15 protein-coding genes are annotated in these 19,110 nt (G+C 67.2%); 3 read left to right on the top strand and 12 right to left on the bottom strand.

All coding sequences use genetic code 11. The features are described 5' to 3' along the window. Nucleotide 1: 1 nt before the first annotated feature. From WG902_RS20875 to WG902_RS20865, 3 genes are read right to left on the bottom strand one after another with little or no spacing between them, the layout of a single operon-like run. Complete coding sequence (locus tag WG902_RS20875) at nt 2–418, bottom strand: glycosyltransferase (protein WP_340062136.1); 417 nt, start codon at nt 416–418, stop codon at nt 2–4. Further along, nucleotides 415–960 carry a hypothetical protein gene (locus WG902_RS20870; RefSeq protein ID WP_340062135.1) on the bottom strand — a complete coding sequence of 182 codons (546 nt, stop codon included), beginning with the start codon at nt 958–960 and terminating at the stop codon, nt 415–417. The genes WG902_RS20875 and WG902_RS20870 overlap by 4 nt, the downstream gene beginning before the upstream one ends. Continuing rightward, nucleotides 948–3,020: a glycosyltransferase family 2 protein gene (locus tag WG902_RS20865; RefSeq protein ID WP_340062134.1), complete on the bottom strand. Its 2,073-nt coding sequence runs from the start codon at nt 3,018–3,020 to the stop codon at nt 948–950. Before WG902_RS20865 ends, WG902_RS20870 begins: the two co-directional genes overlap by 13 nt. 121 nt (nt 3,021–3,141) lie before the next feature. Here WG902_RS20865 and WG902_RS20860 point away from each other — a divergent pair, with 121 nt between their 5' ends. Then, nucleotides 3,142–3,447 (top strand): hypothetical protein, encoded by a 306-nt coding sequence (locus WG902_RS20860; RefSeq protein WP_340062133.1) that lies wholly within the window; start codon nt 3,142–3,144, stop codon nt 3,445–3,447. 32 nt (nt 3,448–3,479) lie between these two features. Here the strand turns inward: WG902_RS20860 and WG902_RS20855 are convergent, their stop codons facing one another. Together WG902_RS20855 and WG902_RS20850 are read right to left on the bottom strand one after the other, a co-directional pair. After that, on the bottom strand, nt 3,480–4,190 hold the full coding sequence (locus WG902_RS20855) for a hypothetical protein (RefSeq protein WP_340062131.1): 711 nt from the start codon (nt 4,188–4,190) through the stop codon (nt 3,480–3,482). A gap of 10 nt (nt 4,191–4,200) precedes the next feature. Continuing rightward, nucleotides 4,201–5,463, bottom strand: a complete 1,263-nt coding sequence (locus WG902_RS20850) for a GSCFA domain-containing protein (RefSeq protein WP_340062130.1) — start codon at nt 5,461–5,463, stop codon at nt 4,201–4,203. Nucleotides 5,464–5,585: 122 nt separating this feature from the next. Here WG902_RS20850 and WG902_RS20845 point away from each other — a divergent pair, with 122 nt between their 5' ends. Next, complete coding sequence (locus tag WG902_RS20845; RefSeq protein ID WP_340062129.1) at nt 5,586–7,412, top strand: GSCFA domain-containing protein; 1,827 nt, start codon at nt 5,586–5,588, stop codon at nt 7,410–7,412. A gap of 22 nt (nt 7,413–7,434) precedes the next feature. Beyond that, a complete protein-coding gene (locus WG902_RS20840) occupies nt 7,435–8,514 on the top strand; it encodes a sialate O-acetylesterase (protein WP_340062128.1) in 1,080 nt (359 codons plus the stop codon). On the opposite strand, the gene WG902_RS20835 is transcribed toward WG902_RS20840, so the two are convergent. The 7 genes from WG902_RS20835 to WG902_RS20805 are packed head-to-tail and all read right to left on the bottom strand — an operon-like array spanning nt 8,495 to nt 19,012. Beyond that, the gene (locus tag WG902_RS20835) at nt 8,495–9,589 is read right to left on the bottom strand and encodes a hypothetical protein (RefSeq protein WP_340062127.1); all 1,095 of its coding nucleotides are present in this window, start codon (nt 9,587–9,589) and stop codon (nt 8,495–8,497) included. The two genes, WG902_RS20840 and WG902_RS20835, sit on opposite strands and share 20 nt — an antisense overlap. Nucleotides 9,590–9,605: 16 nt before the next feature. After that, nucleotides 9,606–10,832, bottom strand: a complete 1,227-nt coding sequence (locus WG902_RS20830; protein WP_340062125.1) for a hypothetical protein — start codon at nt 10,830–10,832, stop codon at nt 9,606–9,608. Further along, the gene (locus WG902_RS20825) at nt 10,829–12,301 is read right to left on the bottom strand and encodes a hypothetical protein (protein ID WP_340062124.1); all 1,473 of its coding nucleotides are present in this window, start codon (nt 12,299–12,301) and stop codon (nt 10,829–10,831) included. Before WG902_RS20825 ends, WG902_RS20830 begins: the two co-directional genes overlap by 4 nt. Next, nucleotides 12,273–13,193: a sulfotransferase gene (locus WG902_RS20820; protein WP_340062122.1), complete on the bottom strand. Its 921-nt coding sequence runs from the start codon at nt 13,191–13,193 to the stop codon at nt 12,273–12,275. The genes WG902_RS20825 and WG902_RS20820 overlap by 29 nt, the downstream gene beginning before the upstream one ends. Next, a complete protein-coding gene (locus WG902_RS20815) occupies nt 13,171–17,529 on the bottom strand; it encodes a glycosyltransferase (RefSeq protein ID WP_340062121.1) in 4,359 nt (1,452 codons plus the stop codon). The genes WG902_RS20820 and WG902_RS20815 overlap by 23 nt, the downstream gene beginning before the upstream one ends. After that, entirely contained in the window at nt 17,526–18,188 is a 663-nt protein-coding gene (locus WG902_RS20810; protein ID WP_340062120.1) for an ABC transporter ATP-binding protein, read from the bottom strand. The genes WG902_RS20815 and WG902_RS20810 overlap by 4 nt, the downstream gene beginning before the upstream one ends. Beyond that, nucleotides 18,185–19,012 (bottom strand): ABC transporter permease, encoded by an 828-nt coding sequence (locus WG902_RS20805; RefSeq protein WP_340062119.1) that lies wholly within the window; start codon nt 19,010–19,012, stop codon nt 18,185–18,187. The genes WG902_RS20810 and WG902_RS20805 overlap by 4 nt, the downstream gene beginning before the upstream one ends. Between the last annotated feature and the right edge of the window lie 98 nt (nt 19,013–19,110).

Genomic DNA, 19,110 nt, shown 5'->3' with positions numbered 1-19,110 from the left:
TTCAGGTCTGGAGCCGCTCGCGCGCGGCGATCGCCAGCGACTGGCGCGCGGGCTCGTCCCGCGCGAGTTGCAGGATGGCCTCGGCCCACGCATTCGGACGCATCGGCAGGACCAGGCCGTCGATGCCGGGCCGCACGAACCCGCCGCAGGCGCCCGCCACGGCGTAGATGCCGGCGGCGCCTGCACGCGTGATGTCGAAGAACTTGGTGCACGAGCGCGCGCGGTTGAACGGCAGTTCCAGCAGCGGCGCCAGGCCGATGTGGCGTCCCGGCTGGTCGAGGAACGCCTCGTAGGCCGGCCACTTCATCGGATGCACGACGGTCACTCGCGGCATGCTGCGGTACAGCCGGTACACGTCCTGGCCGCCGATGATCTCGAACACCACCCGCGGGTCCCGCTCCTGCACCTGCTCGATCACCGGACGCAGCCAGCGGATCTCGGCGCGATGCGAGGCGCTGCCGTGATAGAAGACGCGGCACGCGCCCTCCGTGCCCGGCAGCGGCCGCGGCTCCACCCGCAGGGGGACCAGGCGGCGTACTTCTTCTGCAGCCAGGCCGTGGAGACCCAGAGTTGCGCGTCCACCTTCTGCAGCCAGCCCGCATGGCGCGCAGCCTGCCGGTACAGCTTGTAGCGATAGCGCCAGGGCATGTCGTCCCAGGCCGCGGGATCGAGGACATCGTCGTCCATGAAGAAGACGAGTTGCGCCATTCCCGTGCGTTCGGCCTGCACCTTGCGGCGCCACAGCGGAGGGATGTAGCGCACGAACACCACCACGGCGTTCGCCAGGCTGACCTCCGGCGGCGGGTCGTCGAAGAGGCAGCGATGGAGGCGGCGTCCCTGCCCGGCGCAGGCGGGGTGGACGAAGTAATCGGTCGACGGGTTGGCACGCTCCTCCACGAGGTACACGTCCACGCCGGCCGGCAGCACGTCGAGCTCGACGGAAGATCTCAGGAGGTCCAAGGCTTGTCCACCACCGGCGCATGACTGAGCGAAAAGTCCGGGCGTTCGTGGCTGAGGTTGGGGTTGTAGAACGGATCGCGGCCGAGCACGTGCTGCCAGCGCCGCCGCATCCAGGCTGCCTCGCGTTTCGCGCGGCGCAGCTGCTGCCGCGTCAAGTCCTTGCCGCGCGAAATGGACTCGTGGTGGACCAGGACGGCGTGCGGCGTCCAGGCCACGCGCCCGCCCGCATCCCTGACACGCAGGCAGTAGTCGACGTCGTTGAAGGCCACCGGAAGGTTCGCGGCGTCGAGACCGCCGAGGGCCAGGTAACGATTGCGCCAGGTCAGCATGCATGCGGCGGTCACGGCCGAATACTCCTGGGCGACGACCGCGCGATCGCAGTAGCCCGGATCGTCCGACTTCAGGAAAGCGTGCGCGTGGTTCGCAACGCCTCCCACGCCGACAAGATCGCCCCCGTGCTGCACCAGTCCGTTCGGATACAGGAGCTTGGCCCCGACCACGTCCACGCCGGGCTGCAGCGCGTGCGAAACCATTTCCTCCAGCCAGCCGGGCTCCATGACTTCCGTATCGTTGTTGAGGAGGCAGACCAGTTGCCCGGCCGCCTCCTGCACCGCCATGTTGTTGATGGCGGCGTAGTTGAACGGGGCATCGTAGCGCAACAGGCGTACCAAGCCGGCGTCCTGCTGCGAACGCATCCACGCCAGTGCGTCGGCGTCGACGCTCTGGTTGTCCACCAGCAGGATCTCGTAACGGGGATACCGCGTGTGCCTGCGCACGCTCTCGATGCACAACCGGGTGATCGCCAGCGCATCGCGCGTCGGCACGATGATGCTCACCAGTGGCGGCTGCGCAGGCAGCGGGTGGCGGACGCGCCAACAGCCGGCGCGGACCGGTTCGACCGTGGACCCCGCGCCGCGCCGCGCGAGGTGGGCCCTGACGGCGTTCAACGCCCATGGGTCCGCGCTTTCCGGATTCACCGCGCCGCGGTGCAGGAGCACCGAGGGAATGTGCGCAACGTGTAGCCCGGGCTCTTCTCGCACCGTGTCGAGCACCCGCAGGACGGCGCCGTAGCAGCCGTGCCTGGCGTCGTCGGGTTCGAGGCCTCCCGCGCGCGCCAGCGCGTGCGCTTTCAACACCACCGCTTCGCCGAAGAAGCGCGTGCTGCGCGCGTGGGCCCAGGACCATGCGGGCTTGAAACGGGGGTTGCGGCGCTGCCCCTCGCCATCGATCTCGTCCTCGTCGGCGTAGAGCATGCAGGCATCGGGACGTCGCAAGGCCTCGTGCGCGAACCAGAACAGCGCATGGGCGGGAAGCTCATCGCCCGCGCGCAGCAGGAGCACCCACTGGCCGGCATCCGCCCCCCCCAGGACTGCGTTGAAGTCCCGCAGCACGGCCGCGGCGTCCGCGCTGCCCGGATCCCAGGGGGTCACGCGATGGCGCGGGTGCAACTGCGCCTGCAGCGACGCGAAACTGCGCTCGCGCGCCAGGCCTTCGGCTCCAGCGAGCAGCACGTGGAAGAAGGGGGCGTCCTGCGCACTGGCGACCTGCCTGCGCATGGCCTGCCTGTCCGCATCCGACAGCGTGTCGAAGCGCCGGATCCAGTCCGGGTAGCTGGGCGCGGGGGCGTGGGCGCGCAGGCGCGTCGCGAGCTCGTAAGCGGCGGCCAGGTCGGAGAAGAAGCGGGGCCACGTGAGGCCGAGCCGGTGGCGCTTGGCGGCGGGCTGCTGCCACAGGGCCGCCAGCACGCGCTGCGCCATCCGCCAGCGGCGCTCCAGCGAGCCCACCGGCCGGATGCGCATGGCGCCCAGTTCGTGGACCGGTGCGTCGCCAATGTCGAGTCGCAGGGCCTGCACGCCTGCCGGCAGCCACAGGAGGTCGTTGACCATGCCCTTGGCGGAGGTCGCAACGCTCACATGGCCGGCAGACGAGGAGCTCGTCGCGCCGTCGAAGTACAGCCGGGCGTCGTACGCACCTCCCTGGCGCCGCAGCGAGCCCTGGAGCAGGTGCCAGCCCCCCGCCGCGGACCGCGGCTCGACGGCTATGTGCACTGCCTCGTTCAAGAATGTTGTCTTCAAATGTGGAGCTTCCGGGTCCGGATACTAAATGTTCCAGCCGGGCACGCTGCCCCAGTGTCGCTGCGGGTGCCTGCTATATTTCTCCCATAGGACACGAAAGGTTTTCATGAAGATCAACGAAGCAGTTGCCCAGGCAATGCTCAACAAGGAAAGGGTGTTCAAGGACATCTCCGAACCCCAGGCCATCCGCATCGTGAAGGCGGCGCTGGCCGAGATCGCCAAGGAGATCGACGGAACGCAAGAAGGGAAGGTTTCGGTTCCCGGCTTTGCGACATTCAAGATCAAGCAGGTCGAGATCGAAAAGGACGGCAAGAAGGTTCCCCTCAAGCGCATCATGGCGCGCATGAAGGTGCGCAAGTCGGATTCGGACGAGGTCGAGGACGAGGACGAAGACGAAGACGACGAGGATTGACCCCCGGGCGGTGCAACGCCGCCCAGCGCACGTCAAGCGCCCGTCTTCAAGCCCACGGCTGGAAAGAAGCTCTCTTCCAGCCAGATCCGGCCGAAATCCCCGTTCATGTGCTTGTTGTCGACGTCCTTGTGCAGTTCGTTCGACTTCGCGTCGCCGATGTCCAGGCGGGTCGATCCGGCGGAGAACTCGGGCCTGGTGAACCAATCGTTCGCGAAGGTTCGCCTGGGCTGCTGCACCAGGCGCAGGTCTTCACCGCGCAGCGCGTCTTTCGTCAGGTCGTACACGCCGCCGTAGGGCAGGCTGCGGTTGACAGCGCGCCGCTTGCGCCCTTCCGCCTCCTGCGGATCGTGGCCGACGTACACCGGCTTGTTCGTCGCCTGCCGCAGCAGGGAACACAGGTGGAAGTTGAGCGTTCCGACCGCGGTGTCGCGACACGCCTGGCGCTGCACCGCGGCGCTCAGCTGCGTCTCCACCACCGGCAGACGGAAGCCGAGTCCGTACACGAGGAATGCATCGTAGTCGTCCAGCACCACCTCGCGCTTGCCACCGCTGGTGTGGCTGATCGCGCGCGCCAGGTTCTCGTTCCTCGGAACCAGTCGCTTGTTTTCCAGTCGCAGCCCTTCCATCGCACTCGCCCGGGACGCAAAAAATTCCATGGTGAATTTTTGCCGGCCCCCCGGCAGCTTCTCGAGGCCCAGCTTCAGGCTCGCCACATGGCTGTTGCCCAGCACACAGATTCTCACGTCGCAGACCTCACTTCGTCCTGGCAAAGGCGTTCAGGAGTTCCTCCTCGCACACGACCTCGTCGCTCTTGGCGGGCTGGCCGGTCGCGGCCCGTCGCGCCGCCTGCCGCTCCAGGCGCCTGGCGATCCGCTCGGGCGTGTCCGGGCGATCGGGGCGATTCGGCCCGTTCGGCCGGTCCGGGGCTTGCGCGCCGATGCGGTTGGGCCGGTTCGGGCGCTCAGGGCGGTTGGGCCGGTCTGCCCGGTTGGGACGATCGGCGCGGTCCGGCCGGTTGGGTCGATTCGGCCGGTCGATTCGTTCGGCCGCCGTTTCCTCGAACGGGAACTTCGCGCCGAGGCAGGCGAAAAAGGAGCGCATCACGTGCTCGACGCCGGCGTGATTGACGCTGCGCTGGTTGGCCTCGAAGAAGGTGCCACGGAAAGGCGTGGAGCTGATGATCTCGTACGACGGGAAGTAATCCGCGAAATCGAGCTGCCGCGCGACCATCCCGGCCACCGCGCGCAGCACCGACTTCGACTCCATCGTGGCCACCAGCACGTGGTTGCCCGACATGGTGGCCGTCAGCGGGACCGGCGAAACCGTCAGCAGGAACCTGATGTCGGGATTGAGTTGCTTCACGCGCTTGAGCGTGTCCACCAGCGTCTTGCGGATCGTGGGGAAGTCCTGGTTCACGAACTCGTGCTCGAGCGCGTCGAATTCGCCGGCCACCGTGCCCGGGCACATCGGGTATTCGTAGCCATGCCGCTTGTTCACCCAGCTCTCGGTGAGCCCGAGCGTGAACACGAACACGCTGGAGCCGGTCAGCGCCGCGCGGAACGCGTCGATGGCTGCCTGGCGGGAGCGCACCAGTTCCTCGCGCGACTCGAAGCCTTCGGGCTCGATGTTGGGCCGGAAGGGGTCGAAGTAGCGGCCGTCCTTCTCCCAGACTTCCGCCGGCGGCGAGGAGGCGCGGGTGGCCCAGTCCACCCACTGCTTCAACAGCGACACCGTGTAGATGTTGCCGGTGCGCGCGGAGAAGACGCCGTAGTTGAACTTCTTGGCGCTCTCGGCGCTGAGCCCCGGCGGGGTGGGCTCGGCGAGCATCCAGTTGAAGCCGTTGGCCGCCAGGGCACGGCCGATGTGCTGGGCGAAGCAGGAGCCGAAAGTCGCGACCTGCATGGTGCGGCCGATGCTGAATTTCGGTTCCCACAGGCCTTCGATGTCGAACATGTTGCGCTTGGCAACGGCCGACGACCAGAAGAATCTCTCGTCGAGGGATGCATAGGGGTGCATGGTGGTAGCTCCTGCGTTGGCAACGCTTGGCCGAAAGCTTACCTCAGCGCACGGCCTGCTATATTTCCCCTCGCCCCGCCGGGAGGAGCTGTATGAAAAGCGCGTCGCCATCGAGTCCTGCAATGAAGCTGCTGTTCGTGGGACGCAGCCACGTCACGTGCATCAACGAAGCTTACGATTCCGGCGCAAGCCCCGACATCGACTGCGAGTTCGTGTACCTGCACGAATATGCGAAGAAAGGCTCCGGCCCGCCGCAACCCCTGCAGCACGTGCGGGGACCCGTGGTCGTTGAAAACTACCACACCGGCCGCATCCGGGACATCATCGCCTCGGTCAAGGCCGATGTGCTTTGCATTTCCCTGCACGGCAACGAACATTACGCCACGTCCCTGATCGACGTTGGCCTGTCGCTGGAGGACCTCCTGGCAGAAGTGGAACGCAAGGTGCGGCTGCTGGCCCTGCCCTGGCTGCAGTTCTTCAAGGGGCTGCACCCCCGGGTCCTGCTGGTGCCGCCGCCGCCGCCCAAGGAAGAGGCGCAGATCCTTGCGCACCCGGGCAAGATGCGGGAAAGGATCAAGGGGCAGCGCCTGAGTCCTGTGCCTGTGCGCGTCGCCGCCTGGAAGCATCATGTGCAGTTGCTGCGCACCGAGGCCGCCCGCGCCGGTGTCGGCTTCCTGGAACCCCCACCGGCCGTCTTCACGGACGCCGGCCTGCTGCGTCCGGAGTTCGCGGCCGACGACCCCACGCACGGGAACCCCCGCTTCGGGGCGCTGCTGATCTCGGAGATCGCGGCAAGGATGTCGCCTTCCGGTTCGCGGTCCGGCAACGCCGAACGGGTTTCACCCCCCACTGCTGCAGCGGCTGCGCGGGCGGGGACGCCGGAGCCCGCCGCGCCGAAGTCCCATCCGTACAAGGGCCTGCCGGACGCCGCCTTCTGGCGCGAATCCGTCGCCTCCGTTCCTGTCGGCAGCCTGGACCCCGTGCGCCAGGTGCCCTTCGGCATCGGCAAGGCCGACAAGGTGGCCACGGCGGGCAGTTGCTTCGCGCAGCACATCTCCAAGCGGCTGCGCAAGGGCGGCTTTCACTTCCTGCTGACCGAGCAGGCCGCGAACGCTTCCGACAAGGACGCGGAGGCGCGCGGCTTCTACGATTTCTCCGCCCGCTACGGGAACGTCTACACCTCGCGCCAGCTGGTGCAGCTGTTCGACCGCGCCTTCGGCTTCTTCACCCCGCTGGAAGACCACTGGACGCTGGAAGGCGGCCGGGTGTGCGACCCGTTCCGCCCCCGCATCGAGCCCGACGGCTTCGCGAGCGTCGAGGCCCTGCGCGCCGACCGACAGCGGCACCTGGCGGCGGTGCGGCGGATGTTCGAGGAGCTCGACGTCTTCGTGTTCACGCTCGGCCTGACCGAATGCTGGATCTCCAGGCTCGACGGCGCCGCCTACCCCATCGCCCCCGGCGTGAGCGGCGGCGAATTCAATGCGGCCAAGCACGCATTCGTCAACCTGACCGTCGAGGACATCACGAACGACCTTCGTGCGTTCATCGCGAAGCTGCGCCTGGTGAACCCGAAGGCGCGCCTGATCTTCACCGTGTCGCCCGTGCCGCTGGCGGCAACCTATTCGGACGAACACGTCCTCGTGGCCACCACGTACTCCAAGTCCGTGCTTCGCGTCGCAGCGGAGATGACGGCGCGTGCGCACGAAGGCGTGCAGTATTTCCCCTCCTACGAAATCATCACCGGCGCCTACTCGCGCGGGAAGTACTTCGCCCAGGATCTTCGCAGTGTCACGGACGAAGGCGTCTCGCACGTCATGCAGGTGTTCATGAACCGGATGACGGCGGACGCGTCCCCATCCGCAGGCACGCCGGACGCGAAAGCGCTCCTCTCGGAACTCGACGACCTGGCAGAGGCGGTCTGCGACGAAGCGCTGCTGGCCCGTCGCTGAGCACCACGACACGAGGACGGAGATGATGCGCATCTGTCCGGCCCTGCCTGCCTCGCTGCCGCGCCAGCTGCTGGCAACGGCCCTCTTGCTGGCCTGCCTGCCCGCCATGGCACTGGGCCTGCCGCCAGTGCTGTCAGACGGTGCAGTGTTCCAGCGCGGCAAACCTGTCCGCCTGTGGGGCACGGCGAAGCCGGGCGAAAAGGTCACGGCTGCGTGGAGCGGTGTCACGGGCTCCGCGTCGGCGACGGACGCCGGCACTTGGCGGATCGACCTCGCCGCGCCGCAGCAGGCTGCCGGGGACATCGTCGTCACTGCGGCCGGCGGGGAGCAAATGCGCATCCGCAACGCGGTGCTGGGCCAGGTCTGGCTGTGCGGCGGCCAGTCGAACATGGCGATGCAGTTGCGGCGCACCGACCAAGCCGGCATGGCCGGCCAGGCGCTCGCGGCGCCGGCGCGGGTGCGCATGTTCCGCGCCCCGACGCCGGACGTGAACCGCTCCGGCGAGGGCGTGTGGGTCGACGACTCGCGGGACGCGGCGCTGGGCTTTTCGGCGGTGTGCTACCTGACCGGTCGCTTGCTGGCGACGCACTACAAGGACGTGGTGGGCCTCGTCGACACCTCCGTCGGCGCCACGGGCATCGAGGCGTGGGTGCCGGAGTCGGGGCAGGCCATCGTCACGCCGCAGGGGCGGCAGCGCCGGTCCAATCGGCATTCGATGGCAGGCGCCGGCGCGGCTTTCAATGCGGTGGTGAAACCGGTTGCTCCGTTCACCGCGAGGGGGCTGCTGTGGTACCAGGGCGAAGGCGACTACCGCCGCAACTCCGGCCGCTACGCCGAGCTCTTCGTCGCCACGATGGCGCACTGGCGCAAGCAGTTCGAGCAGCCGGACCTGCCCATCGTCTACATGCAGCTGCCGCAGTACGACGCCATCAAGACCGGAGGCTGGGAAGAAGTCCGCAGCCAGCAGGCGAAGGCGGAACGCATGTTGCCCGGCTTGCGCATGGCGGCGTCGAACGGCATCGTCGCCGCCGAAATCCACCCCACGGACAAGATGGAAGTCGCGCGCCGCCTCTTTGCACGCGCTACAGCCGCAACCCCTTGAGCCCGCGGGCGGCACGCCGCCATCCCGGGGGTCGTGCCCGCTCCCGAGGTTCCGGCACCTGCGCCAGGCAGGCGCTGAAATGCCTGTTCAGCAAATCGACCATCGTCTCCGAGCTGCCCGCCTCGATCCCCTTGGCCTGCAGCAACGCGCGATAGCCCGAAATCCACGCCGGGTCGATGTCGTTGATGTACTGCTCGAGTTCATCCGCCGGCATGACGGCCCCCGTGTCAACCTCGACCGGAAACGCGACGCCGCATTCCTTGGCCAGCCAGGCGATGTCGTCCCGGTCGATGGCCCCGGGCCGGAACTGCGCCGGCAGGTCGAACCTGCCCTTGAAGTGCGCGTTCAGTTCCTGGACCATGGCCACCCTCGCCCGCGTCTGCGTGCGATTCTCGAGCGAGGGCATGCCGGACCGGTTGAACAGGTGCATCAGCTTCATCGTGGGTTCGGAAAGGCTTTCGTTCGAGCGCACTTCCTTTTGCGGATCGAAGGGGATGCCCCACAGGTGGCAGAAGTCGGAAACCACCGAGCCGTCACGCAGGTTGGGCCGCGCAAACTCCTTCACGGAGAACTTGTCGCGGCCGAAGATCTCGATGAAGGGGACGAACTTCTTGCGGTAGTTGGCGCGCGACAGGGAGTAGCCGGCATAGCCTCCCTTGATCCGCTGCTGGAGCGCCGACGAGCTGTAGCCTATGGGATCGCGCACGTACGCGAACACCCGCACCTCGTCCACGTGCTTGTAGAAAATGTCCCGCAGCTCCTGAACGGCGTTCGGGGACAGGAAGACCATTCCCTCCCCGGAGATCACGAACTTGTCGAACTCCTTTTGCGCCAGCTCGGCCTCGAGCTGGGCGCGAATGCGCTGCTTCAGGGCTTCGGGGTTGTCCGAGCGCCCCGGCAGCGCCCGTCGACCCTTGGGTGTGCGATCGCCGAACGCCACGGAAAGCGGCCCCGAGTGGTTGGGGCTGCCCAGCGTCACGTACTTCACCCGGTCCTGCGCCAGGCCGCCGAGGCTGCGCTGGATCGACGTCGTCCCTGTCTTGTGCATCCCGATATGCAGGATCAGCTGTCTCATCGTGTCCTCTTGCTTGTCAGTTCGCCAGCTTCGTGGCGGCGTCGAGGATTTCCTGCGGCGTGCCCACCAGGATGTACGACTCGCCCCGCACGGCTTCGTACACCCCGCTGGCCGTCTCGAGCGGGCTCAGCAGGCCGGTGCTGGAGACGCGCGTTCCCATCAGCCACATCCCGCCGGTGCGGCTGAGGTTTCCGAGCAGTTGCCGACGGGTGACGCGCCGGTCCTCGTACTTCAACGCGTCATCCTTGGCCGAGCGGCCGACCACGTTGAAGGTGTTGACGCGGTTCGGCGGCTGGAAGAAACCAACCGCGGTGCCGGTCTTCGGGTCCGAACCGCTGGCGAAGATGACGAGGGAGGTGATGGCCGCATCCATTTCCTCCACGTCCCCGCGGCCGGAGCGGCCCGCCACGAGCCGGCCGCCGCCGTCGACGGTGAAGACGACGCTGGGCGACCACACCGCCCTGTCCCCGCGGATGGTGGAGCTCATGAGCATCTTGCTCAAGGTCGTCTCGGTGGCAGGGTGCACTCCGGCGGGCATCTCCACCGAGATGTCGGGGACCGCCTGCGTGGCGTCGAAGATGCGCGTCTTGCGGCCGAACTGCAGGATGGCTCCCGGCTTGCGCACATAGCGCAACTCGTATTCGAAGCGGAAGGCGGCGATGCGGATCCGGGCGCCGTCGGACACGTTGCTGTAGCGCCCGATGAAATCGAATTCGCTGGTCAGCTCGTCGGCCTGCTTGCCCGGCAACGCGGACTCGTCGATCCCGTCCTCGTCGGAATTCCCGCCGTCCTTCGGGTACGGATCCGCGGCCAGGTTCTCCCACTGCGTGAAATCGTAGCCGCGGTCGCCGTGCCACAGCGACAGGGGCCGGCGCGGCAGCAGCATCTCGTTGCCGCGAACGATGACCTCCACGTGCGTGCCGGCGCGGTCGGTGAAGCCGGCCTGCGTGGGGTTGTACTTGCGGCCGTGCAGCTCGTCGCGGATGGTCACCTGGCCGCCGCGGCCGTAGCGGGCGGCGACCGGACCGATGATGTCGCCCACGCCGGGGATCGACAGCTTGTTGATGTACCCGCCGCCCTTGTCGGAAACACCCAGCACCACGCCCGCCGACGTGATCTGGTGCGTGGTGATGTCGGCGTCCTGCGGGCGCCCCTCGACAACGATGGCGAAAGGCGCCGCAACCGCCATGAGCGGCACGGCAAGGACGAGAGCGACGAGACCGCGCAGCAAGGGGTGGCTCATTGGATGGTTGCCTGGTATTCCTTGAGCTTCTTCTTGATGGCGGCTCCGTTCGGCCGCAGTGCGGCGGCGGCCGTCATGAGCGCCAGCGCCTTCTGCGGATCCTCCTTCTCGATGCGGATGGCCTCGTTGCGCAAGGCGTTGACGAGTCGCGGGTCCGTGCACGCCAGGGGCTCGCCGGCCGCGGCAGCCCCGCCCCCCGCGGCGCGGCCTGCAGCCCTGGCAGCGGCCGGCCCGTTGGCCCCCCTTGCAACCGCCGCGCCGTTGGCCACCCTGGCAGCAGCAGCGCCGTTGGCCACCCTGCCAGCGGCGGCGCCGTTGGCCGCCCTCGCCGCGGCAGCGCCGTTGCCGGCGCCCATCCCTTGCCTGGCGGGACCGGGGCGCAGCGGCCGATGGGGCGCGCCCTCGCCGGGCGTCATGCTTTCGCCCTCCGCCGCCATCAGCTTGACGACCGTGTCGATCACGGTGGTGTAGATGGCGCGCACCGGAGGCAGCTCCCGCACGATCTTCTTGCCCGTGGGGTCGAAGACCTTCATCGGGGTCTTGCTCAGGTACTTGGTGTTCAGGTGCTCGATGGCCGGACGGAACACAACCTCGAGGTGGCGCAGCACCTTGTCGTCGAGCAGGATCTCCGTCTCGTGTTCAGGGTCGGCGTAGATCAGCGCGTCCGAAATGCGCGCGGAGAACGAGTTCGTGCCGCCGGGCACGTACTGGACGTATTTCTGATTGACCATGCGCAGGAGTTCCGACTCCTCGGCATCGAGCGAACGGTTCACCTTCGTGTCGGGCATGGGCGGCACCTTGGCGGGGTTGACGCCCAAGGCCTCCAGCATCGACTTTTCCAGGCCACGCTCGCGCTCGCTGTCGTAGTGGTAGACGTGGAGGTTCTCGAAGTTTCGCGCGAAGGAGGCCACCACCTCGAACTGCTGGATCTTGTCGCGCTTGAGGCCATACATGCGGAACGTCTGCGTGCCCAGGTGCCGCTTGATGAGCTGCTGGTAGGCGGAGTAGACGTAGTCGTAGACATCGCGTACGTACACGATGATCGCGACGCGCAGGCCGACGCGCGCCGCCTGCGCCTTGAGGTCGCGCAGGGTCTCGTCGCTCAGGCTCTGGAAAGCCTCCGACGACAGGAAGATCTTGCCGCAGGGCGACTTCGCGAGCTCCTGCATGAACGCCTCCCCCTCACCCGCTGCGATGGCGTCGATGAGCTTCTTGCCGTTGCCGCTGGTGATGGCGTAGTCGTCGAGCTTGCGGCGGCCGAAGGACGGGTAGTCCACCCCCAGCCGGCGCAGCACGTCCGCCTGGTGATTCAGCCAGACCTGCAGGGCCGACGAGCCGGTCTTGCCGCAGCCGATATGGATGTAGAGGGTTCGTTCATCCGACATGCTGGAACGCTTGATCCCTTGTTCGGAGACCCACCGCTTCACGGCGCCCAGCCGCTCAGGGATGTTGCCAGGGTGAGTTTTCAAGATCACGTACCTCGTTGACGACGCGGGCGCGCAGGACGTCGCCCGATTGAAGGACCAGTTCCGGCGGCAACTGGAAACTGTAGGCGCAGGCCTGGTTGAACCGCTGCATCAGGTCGGGACGCGGCTGGTCTGCGACCACGGTGCCGACCTTGTCGCCATTGACGAACAGGTCGACCGACGCCGGCTTCTTGCTGTGCAGCATGCGCGCCCAGCCGTACATCTTGCCGTTGGCAATGCCGCCCAGGCGACCCTGGGCCTTGGTGATGCGGGAGACGTCGAGGTAATGCTCGGGGTTGGGCTGGATGAAGGCCTGCGCTGCGTCCAGCTGTTCCTCGCGCGGTTCCACGCCGCAGAAACGCGCGAGCTCGCGCACGAAGTGGGCGGGGTCGGCCATCGCCTTCTCATACGACACGAGCATGGCACGCACGGGGCGCGCGCGCAGGAAGGCGAGCGTCTTCGCGTATTGCTGCATCGCCTTGTCCATGCCGGGCAGCAGGTCCGACAGCATGGAGATCGTGTTGCGCTGCGCGATGCTCATCACGTCCTTGTAGACAAAGATGTAGCGCGGCGCGTCGAGCACCCGGTGCACGTCGTCCAGGTGGTCGACGGACCAGGGTCGCTTCCAGCCCCACACCGCGTGGCTGCCGGAATATGCGGCCGCGACCGCCTTCGCCGCCTCCCAGTCCTTCTGCTCGAAGGCGGTGGACAGGCGCATGTCCTCGAAGACCGGGGGGTTGGCGCGGTCACCCATGAACACGCCCAGGTGCATCATGCTGCCGGCCACCATCGATGTGCCGCCGCGCGCGACGCCCACCACGACAACCGCTTTCGAAGTGCTGTCGGAGGGGGAGCCGGTGACGGCGACGCCTTTATTGGTCAGCGGATCGCTCATTCTGTTCCCACTCGATCGAGAAGTCTTCCTTCTTGTATGTGAGGTTCCGATTGTAGTAGCGGTCCTTTCGCAGTCCCTCGCCCCACTTGTCCATCATGAAGCGCACTTCGCCGTTGAAGCGCGTGATCTTTTCGGGCGTGTCTTCCAGGCCGCGGCTGATGGATTCATGGTGGTACAGCTCCGCGTAGGGCGTCCACAGGTTGCGGTAACCGGCGGCCTGGACGCGCAGGCAGAAATCGACGTCGTTGAAGGCGATCGCCAGGTTGACCTCGTCGAGCCCCCCCACCTCGCGGTACACGTCCCGTCGCACGATGAGGCAGGCGCCAGTGACCGCCGACAGGCTCTGCACCAGCTTGAGCCGGCCGAAATAGCCCGCGCTGTGCCGCGGCGCGGTCTTGTGGCTGTGGCCGGCGACGCCGCCCAGGCCGAGGATCACGCCCCCATGCTGGATCGTGTCGTTCGTGTAGTAGAGCTTGGCCCCGACGCAGCCGATTTCGGGCCGGCATGCGTGGCTGACCATCTCGGTCAGCCAGTCCGCGCTGACGACTTCGACGTCGTTGTTCACCAGCCCGATGATGTCGCCGCTCGCATGCCGCTCCGCGAAGTTGTTGATCGCGGAGTAGTTGAACGGATGGTCGTAGCGCAGCACCCGCACGCGCTTGTCCTCCCGCTGGATCTGCTCGAAGAATTCGAGCGTCTCCGCTTCCACGCTGCCGTTGTCCACGAGCAGGATCTCGAAGTTCGGGTACGTCGTCTTCTGCAGGATGCTGCGCACGGCGACTTCGGTCAGCGCGCGCCGGTCACGGGTGGGGATGATCAGGCTGGCCATCGGCGCCGGCGAAGGCAGCGGCCAACGCAGGCGGTAGGTATTCGGCAGCGCGGCGGGCTCGATGCGGATGTCGGCCACGCCGATGCTGGCGAAATGGTCGCGCAGCGCCCGGATGCCGGCCTGCGTCGTATAGCTTTTCTCCTCCGGGTTCTGCGCGGTGGATCCCTCCACCGTGCGCCAGTGGTACAGCACGCGCGGGACGTGCACCACCTCCGCGTCCTTCAGGTGCGGCAGGCAGCGCAGCAGCAGGTCCTGGTCCTGGCTTCCTTCGACGCCGGCGCGGAAGCCGCCGATCTTCTGGAGCAGGCTGCGGCTGTACACGCCGAGGTGCGACACGTAGTTCTGCGCGTAGAACAGGTCCGGGTTCCAGCCGCTCTTGAAGTGGGGGTCGACGCGGTCGCCGTTCTCGTCGAGCTTGTCCTCGTCGCTGTACAGGACCTGCACGCCGGGATGGCGGTGGATGGCTTCGGCCATGAACAGGAGGGCGTGTTCCGCCAGCTTGTCGTCGTGGTCGAGCAGCGCGACGTATTCGCCGGTGGCAAGTTCGAGCGCCGAATTGGAAGCGCGCGAAATGTGTCCGTTCTGGGTGCGATAGCAGACCTTCACGCGCGCGTCCCGGGCTGCATATTCGCGCAGGATTTCCCGCACGTGCGACTGCGTCGACGCGTCGTCGGCGATGCACAGCTCCCAATTCTCATAGCTCTGCGCAAGGACGGATTCCAGGCACGCACGCAGATGTCCCACCGCGGGGTTGTACGTGGGCACCACCACCGAGAATTTCGGCTTCGGGTCGATGTCCTGAAGCATGTACTTCAGGGCGACCTCGTCGGGCAGGCTGGGGACTTCGATCTTCTCGATCCACTCGCCATAGCTCATCGCCGCCTCGCCCGTGGACGTGAACGTCGCGCCGTAGCGGTCCAGGAGCAATTCGTCCAGCGGCGTTTCCAGGGCCCTGGATTGCGCCTTCAGGCGCCGGAGCATGTCGGCGCGCGTTCCACCGCGGAATTCATCGTCGTGGTTCTGCAGCCGCTTGAGCATGCGGTCGCGGGCGAACCAGCTCCATACGGGCGCGAAGTGGAGTTTTGCAACCGAGAACCGCGCCTTGCGTTCCATCGGGTCGAACCGGATCTGGACGGGAACCGGGTCGAAGCGCAGCAGCCTCTTGGCCACCACGCCCGAGCGGAACGGCAGCAGCGCGGTGGCGGTTTCCGTGTAGCCGGAGCCATAGTCCATGTAGAACTTCGCGGCGCCCGCATTCACTTCCGAATGGATCAGGACCTCCACCATGTACCAGCCCGGGCGCAACTTCTGGAGGCCGCTGACGTTGAAGTGGGGATCGCGGTCGGTCGCCATCCAGGCGTAATCGGTGTCCAGTGGCGCGACGCCGCTGACCGGCACGAGCTGGCCGGCATTGCCGCCCCGGCCTCCGAGCCTTTCATACACGTCGGCCTGCGCGGAGATGCGCGGCGCTTGCGACAGGGCCTTCAGCGTGCACCCGGGCAGCTCGAAAGCCATCGGCTTGTCACAGGGCCGCAGGCGCACCGCGATGCAGTCTTCCGGCACGAACACGTTCAGGCGCGACGGCGTCCGCGTGCCCTGCGGCACCTCGAGCTCGAGGCTTTCCCGGCCCCTGGCGGCGGTGTCGAATGTCAGGCGCATCGTGCATGCCTCGGGCATGGACGCTTCCAGCTCCAGCGTGTGCCATCCCTTCAGGCCGCTCCACGCACGTCCCGGCTCGAGCAGGAATTCCGGCTCCGTGCCTTCCGCCCGCCATCCTTGCTTCGTCCGTGCCAGCTGCGCCATGGGGATGACGTCCACGCGCCGAGGAGCGCCCACACGCCAGGCCAGGTCCTTCAGGGCGCGCACGGGCCGGCCGGCCACGCCCGCCAGCGACTTCCTCTGGCGAGCCGCACGGTGTCCGAGCATCGCGCTTTGCGCCTGCAGGCGCGCTGCCACCGCCGTGATGTTCTCGATGTGCACGTCCTTGTCGTGCACGGCCTGCAGCAGCCGCTCGCCTTCCTGCTGCAAGCGGGCGATTTCGCTCGTCGCGTGGGCCAGCTCCGCGGTCGCCACGCCAAGTTCCCCGCCGACCCTGCCGAGTTCCGCAGTCGCCGCTCCGAGCTCCGCCGTCGCCTTGGCGAGCTCGCCGCCGACCCTGCCGAGTTCCGCGGACTGCTGCGCCAGCGTCGCGTCCTGTTCGGCGACGCGCGCGTCTCGCGCTGCAACGATCGTCTCGAGATTGCCGATGTGCACGTCCTTGTCATGGACCTGCTGGCGCAACTGGCCGGCATCCGCTTGCAAGGCCGCGTGGGTGAGCGTCAGCTGCTCGTAGCCCAGCCTGGTGGCGGCAAGGGCGGCCTCGATGTTGCCGATGTGGACGTCCTTGTCATTCACCAGGCCGGCGAGGCGCGCGACTTCCGCTTCGCTGGCGCCGAGGCGCTCCCCGAGGCCGGCATTCTGCGCATTGATCGCCTCGATGTTCCCGATGTGCACGTCCTTGTCGTGCGCGATGCCTGCGAGCCGCGCGATTTCCGCTTCGTTCGCGACGCTGATCCGTGCAAGCTCTCGTTCGATATGGCCGATGTGCACGTCCTTGCTGTCGACGAGTCGCTGCAGCTCCGCGAGCTTCTCTGCCTCGTCACCGGCAAACGCGAACACGCGGGGCAAGTCGTCGAAGCGGCCCGCGAGTTCGCGGACCAACCCCTGCGTCTCGGGCGAGTCCAGGCTGGCCCCCTGGCGGGCGACCTTGCTCAGGGCCAGGAACAGGTCCCTGACCGCAGCCGGCACGCGCGGATCCGCGGCGCTGTCCTCGGGCTCGAATGCGGAGTGCCGCATGCCCTCGTCGATGAACTCGCTTTCGAAAGCTGCGACGGCGCTTTCGTCGAGTTTCCGCTGAAGCCCCAGGGCCTGGGCCATTCGGCGGATTTCAGGAGCGGGCGCCTGGATCAGCTGGTCGTAGTCGACCACCACCCTGGACATGCCTTCGGTCAGACGCACGCATGGCAGCATGTGCACCAGCCACAGGTAGCACGCCTTCTGGAAGTCCATCCGGTCGCGCTTTTCCAGCGACTTCGCAACGCTCAAGGGATTGCGCAACGCGAGGACGTACGACGGCTCCAGGCCCAGGTCCTTGAACAACGGCTGCCAGAAAGGCAGCAGCCTGCACGTGCGAGGGTCCTTGAAGCCGAAGATCCGGTTGTTTTCAAGGCGATCGCGCAGGACGGAAATCGCCCGCAGTCGCAGGGCTTCCACCTCGTCGGAGCCGAGGTCCGCGGCGCCGATCGGCGCAAGGGACCGCCAGTCGTCGCCGAACGCCTTGAGGAGGTCGATATTGATCGCATTGATCTCGACGTCCTCGAAGAAACCCTTCTCGTTGTTGCCGGGCGCCGGCGGCATCAGCTGGTCGCCCAGGCCCACGCCCATGGTTTCGAGCGCGTGGGTGATGGCGCTCGTGCCGCTGCGGTGCATGCCGAGCACGACCACGACCTTCTTTTTCCCGGTGTTCATCCCGATTTCTTCCTGTATTCCGTCAGCGCGTCCTTCACGTCGTCGAACCAGTGCGCACGCCCCTCGTGGATGAAGATGCCGGCTTGGCAAAACTGGCGCAGCATGCCCTCGGAGTGGGACACCATGATGATGCTGGCATGGTCCGCCAGGTTCTTGAACGCATTGCGCGCCTTGGCCTTGAACGCCGCGTCGCCCACCGCCGTGACTTCGTCCGAGATGTAGATGTCGAAGTCGAACGCGAGCGACAGGGCGAACTGCAGGCGCGACCGCATGCCGGACGAGTAGGTCTTGATCGGCTCATCGAAGGCCTCGCCGATCTGCGCGAAGTCCTGGATCTGCTTCAGCCGCTCAGCGATGTCGTCCTCGTGCCCGTGCACGCGGCACAGGAACTTGGCGCTCTGGCGGCCGGTGAGCGAGCCCTGCAGGCCGCCGCCGTAGCCCATCGGCCAGGACACCCGGCAATGGCGCTCCGCCCGCCCTCGCGTGGGCATGTCCACCCCGCCGATGATGCGCAGGAGCGTGGACTTGCCGGCGCCGTTGGCGCCCACGAGCCCGACACTCACCTTGGTCGGGATGACGAGGTTCACGCCCTTGAGCACCCACTTGCCGGGTCCGTGGTCGGTCTGGTATCGCTTGTAGACGTCGTCGACGATGATCATCTCGTCACCAGCTTGTGCGCAAAGACGCGGTGCAGTGCCAGTCCCAGGACGATCAGCACGAGGGCGAACCCATAGATGTACGGGATGTCGGTCTCGGGTGCGCCGTGGTAGTGCGCCGCGAAGGCCTTCCGGGCGCCCTCGACGCCGTGTGCCAGCGGGTTGAGCATCACCCATTCGCGGTACGGTGGGGGCACGCTCGCGATCGGGAAGATCACGCCCGAGATGAAGTACAGGGGCGTCATCACGAAGTTGACCAGCTTGCCGAACTCGGGCGCCAGCTCGACCACGATCGACATGGTCGTCGCGAAACCGATGCCCAGCAGCCACATGCCCAGGAACACCGCCATCACGGTGATCGGGTCGTCGGGAACGGCATCGACCCCGAAGAAGACCGCCGCGGCCATGACGGTGAGGGTGACCACCACCACCAGCACCCCTTCCAGCAGCGCCCGCGTCAGCACGGCGTCGATCGGCTTGACCTGCCGGTAGGTGAACAAGGCGTGGTTGGAATTCACCGCCTGCATGCTCTGCGACGCGGTGCGCCGGAACGCCATGAAGCTCAGGACGCCGATCATGATCCACGCCGCCGTGGCGATTCCGCCGATATGGCGGATCCGGACGACGGTGAAGATGACCATCATGTACGCGATGTGGAACGAGGGCTCCGCCAACAGCCAGAACCACGCGCCACGGGACGAGAACAGGCGTGTCAGCGACTCCCGCAGCAGCAAGGCCGTCCAGACCGAGCGCGTGACCTCGAAGGACGTGCGCCGCGACGCGCCGAACTGCTTGCCGATCGGCATGTTGCGGGCGGCCGCCACCATCTGCGCGTTGTCGCCCCCGCCGGAGGGCGGGGGGGGCGGCGGCGGAGGGGGCCGTGGCGGTTTCGGTGGCCGCGGCGGCCGGGGCGGCTTGGGCGGGC

Origin of the sequence: Ramlibacter sp. PS3R-8, assembly GCF_037572435.1 — a bacterium.
Taxonomy (GTDB): Bacteria; Pseudomonadota; Gammaproteobacteria; order Burkholderiales; family Burkholderiaceae_C; genus Ramlibacter.
Note: the sequence above shows the minus strand (reverse complement) of the source record. Positions and strands in the feature narration are given on the sequence as shown.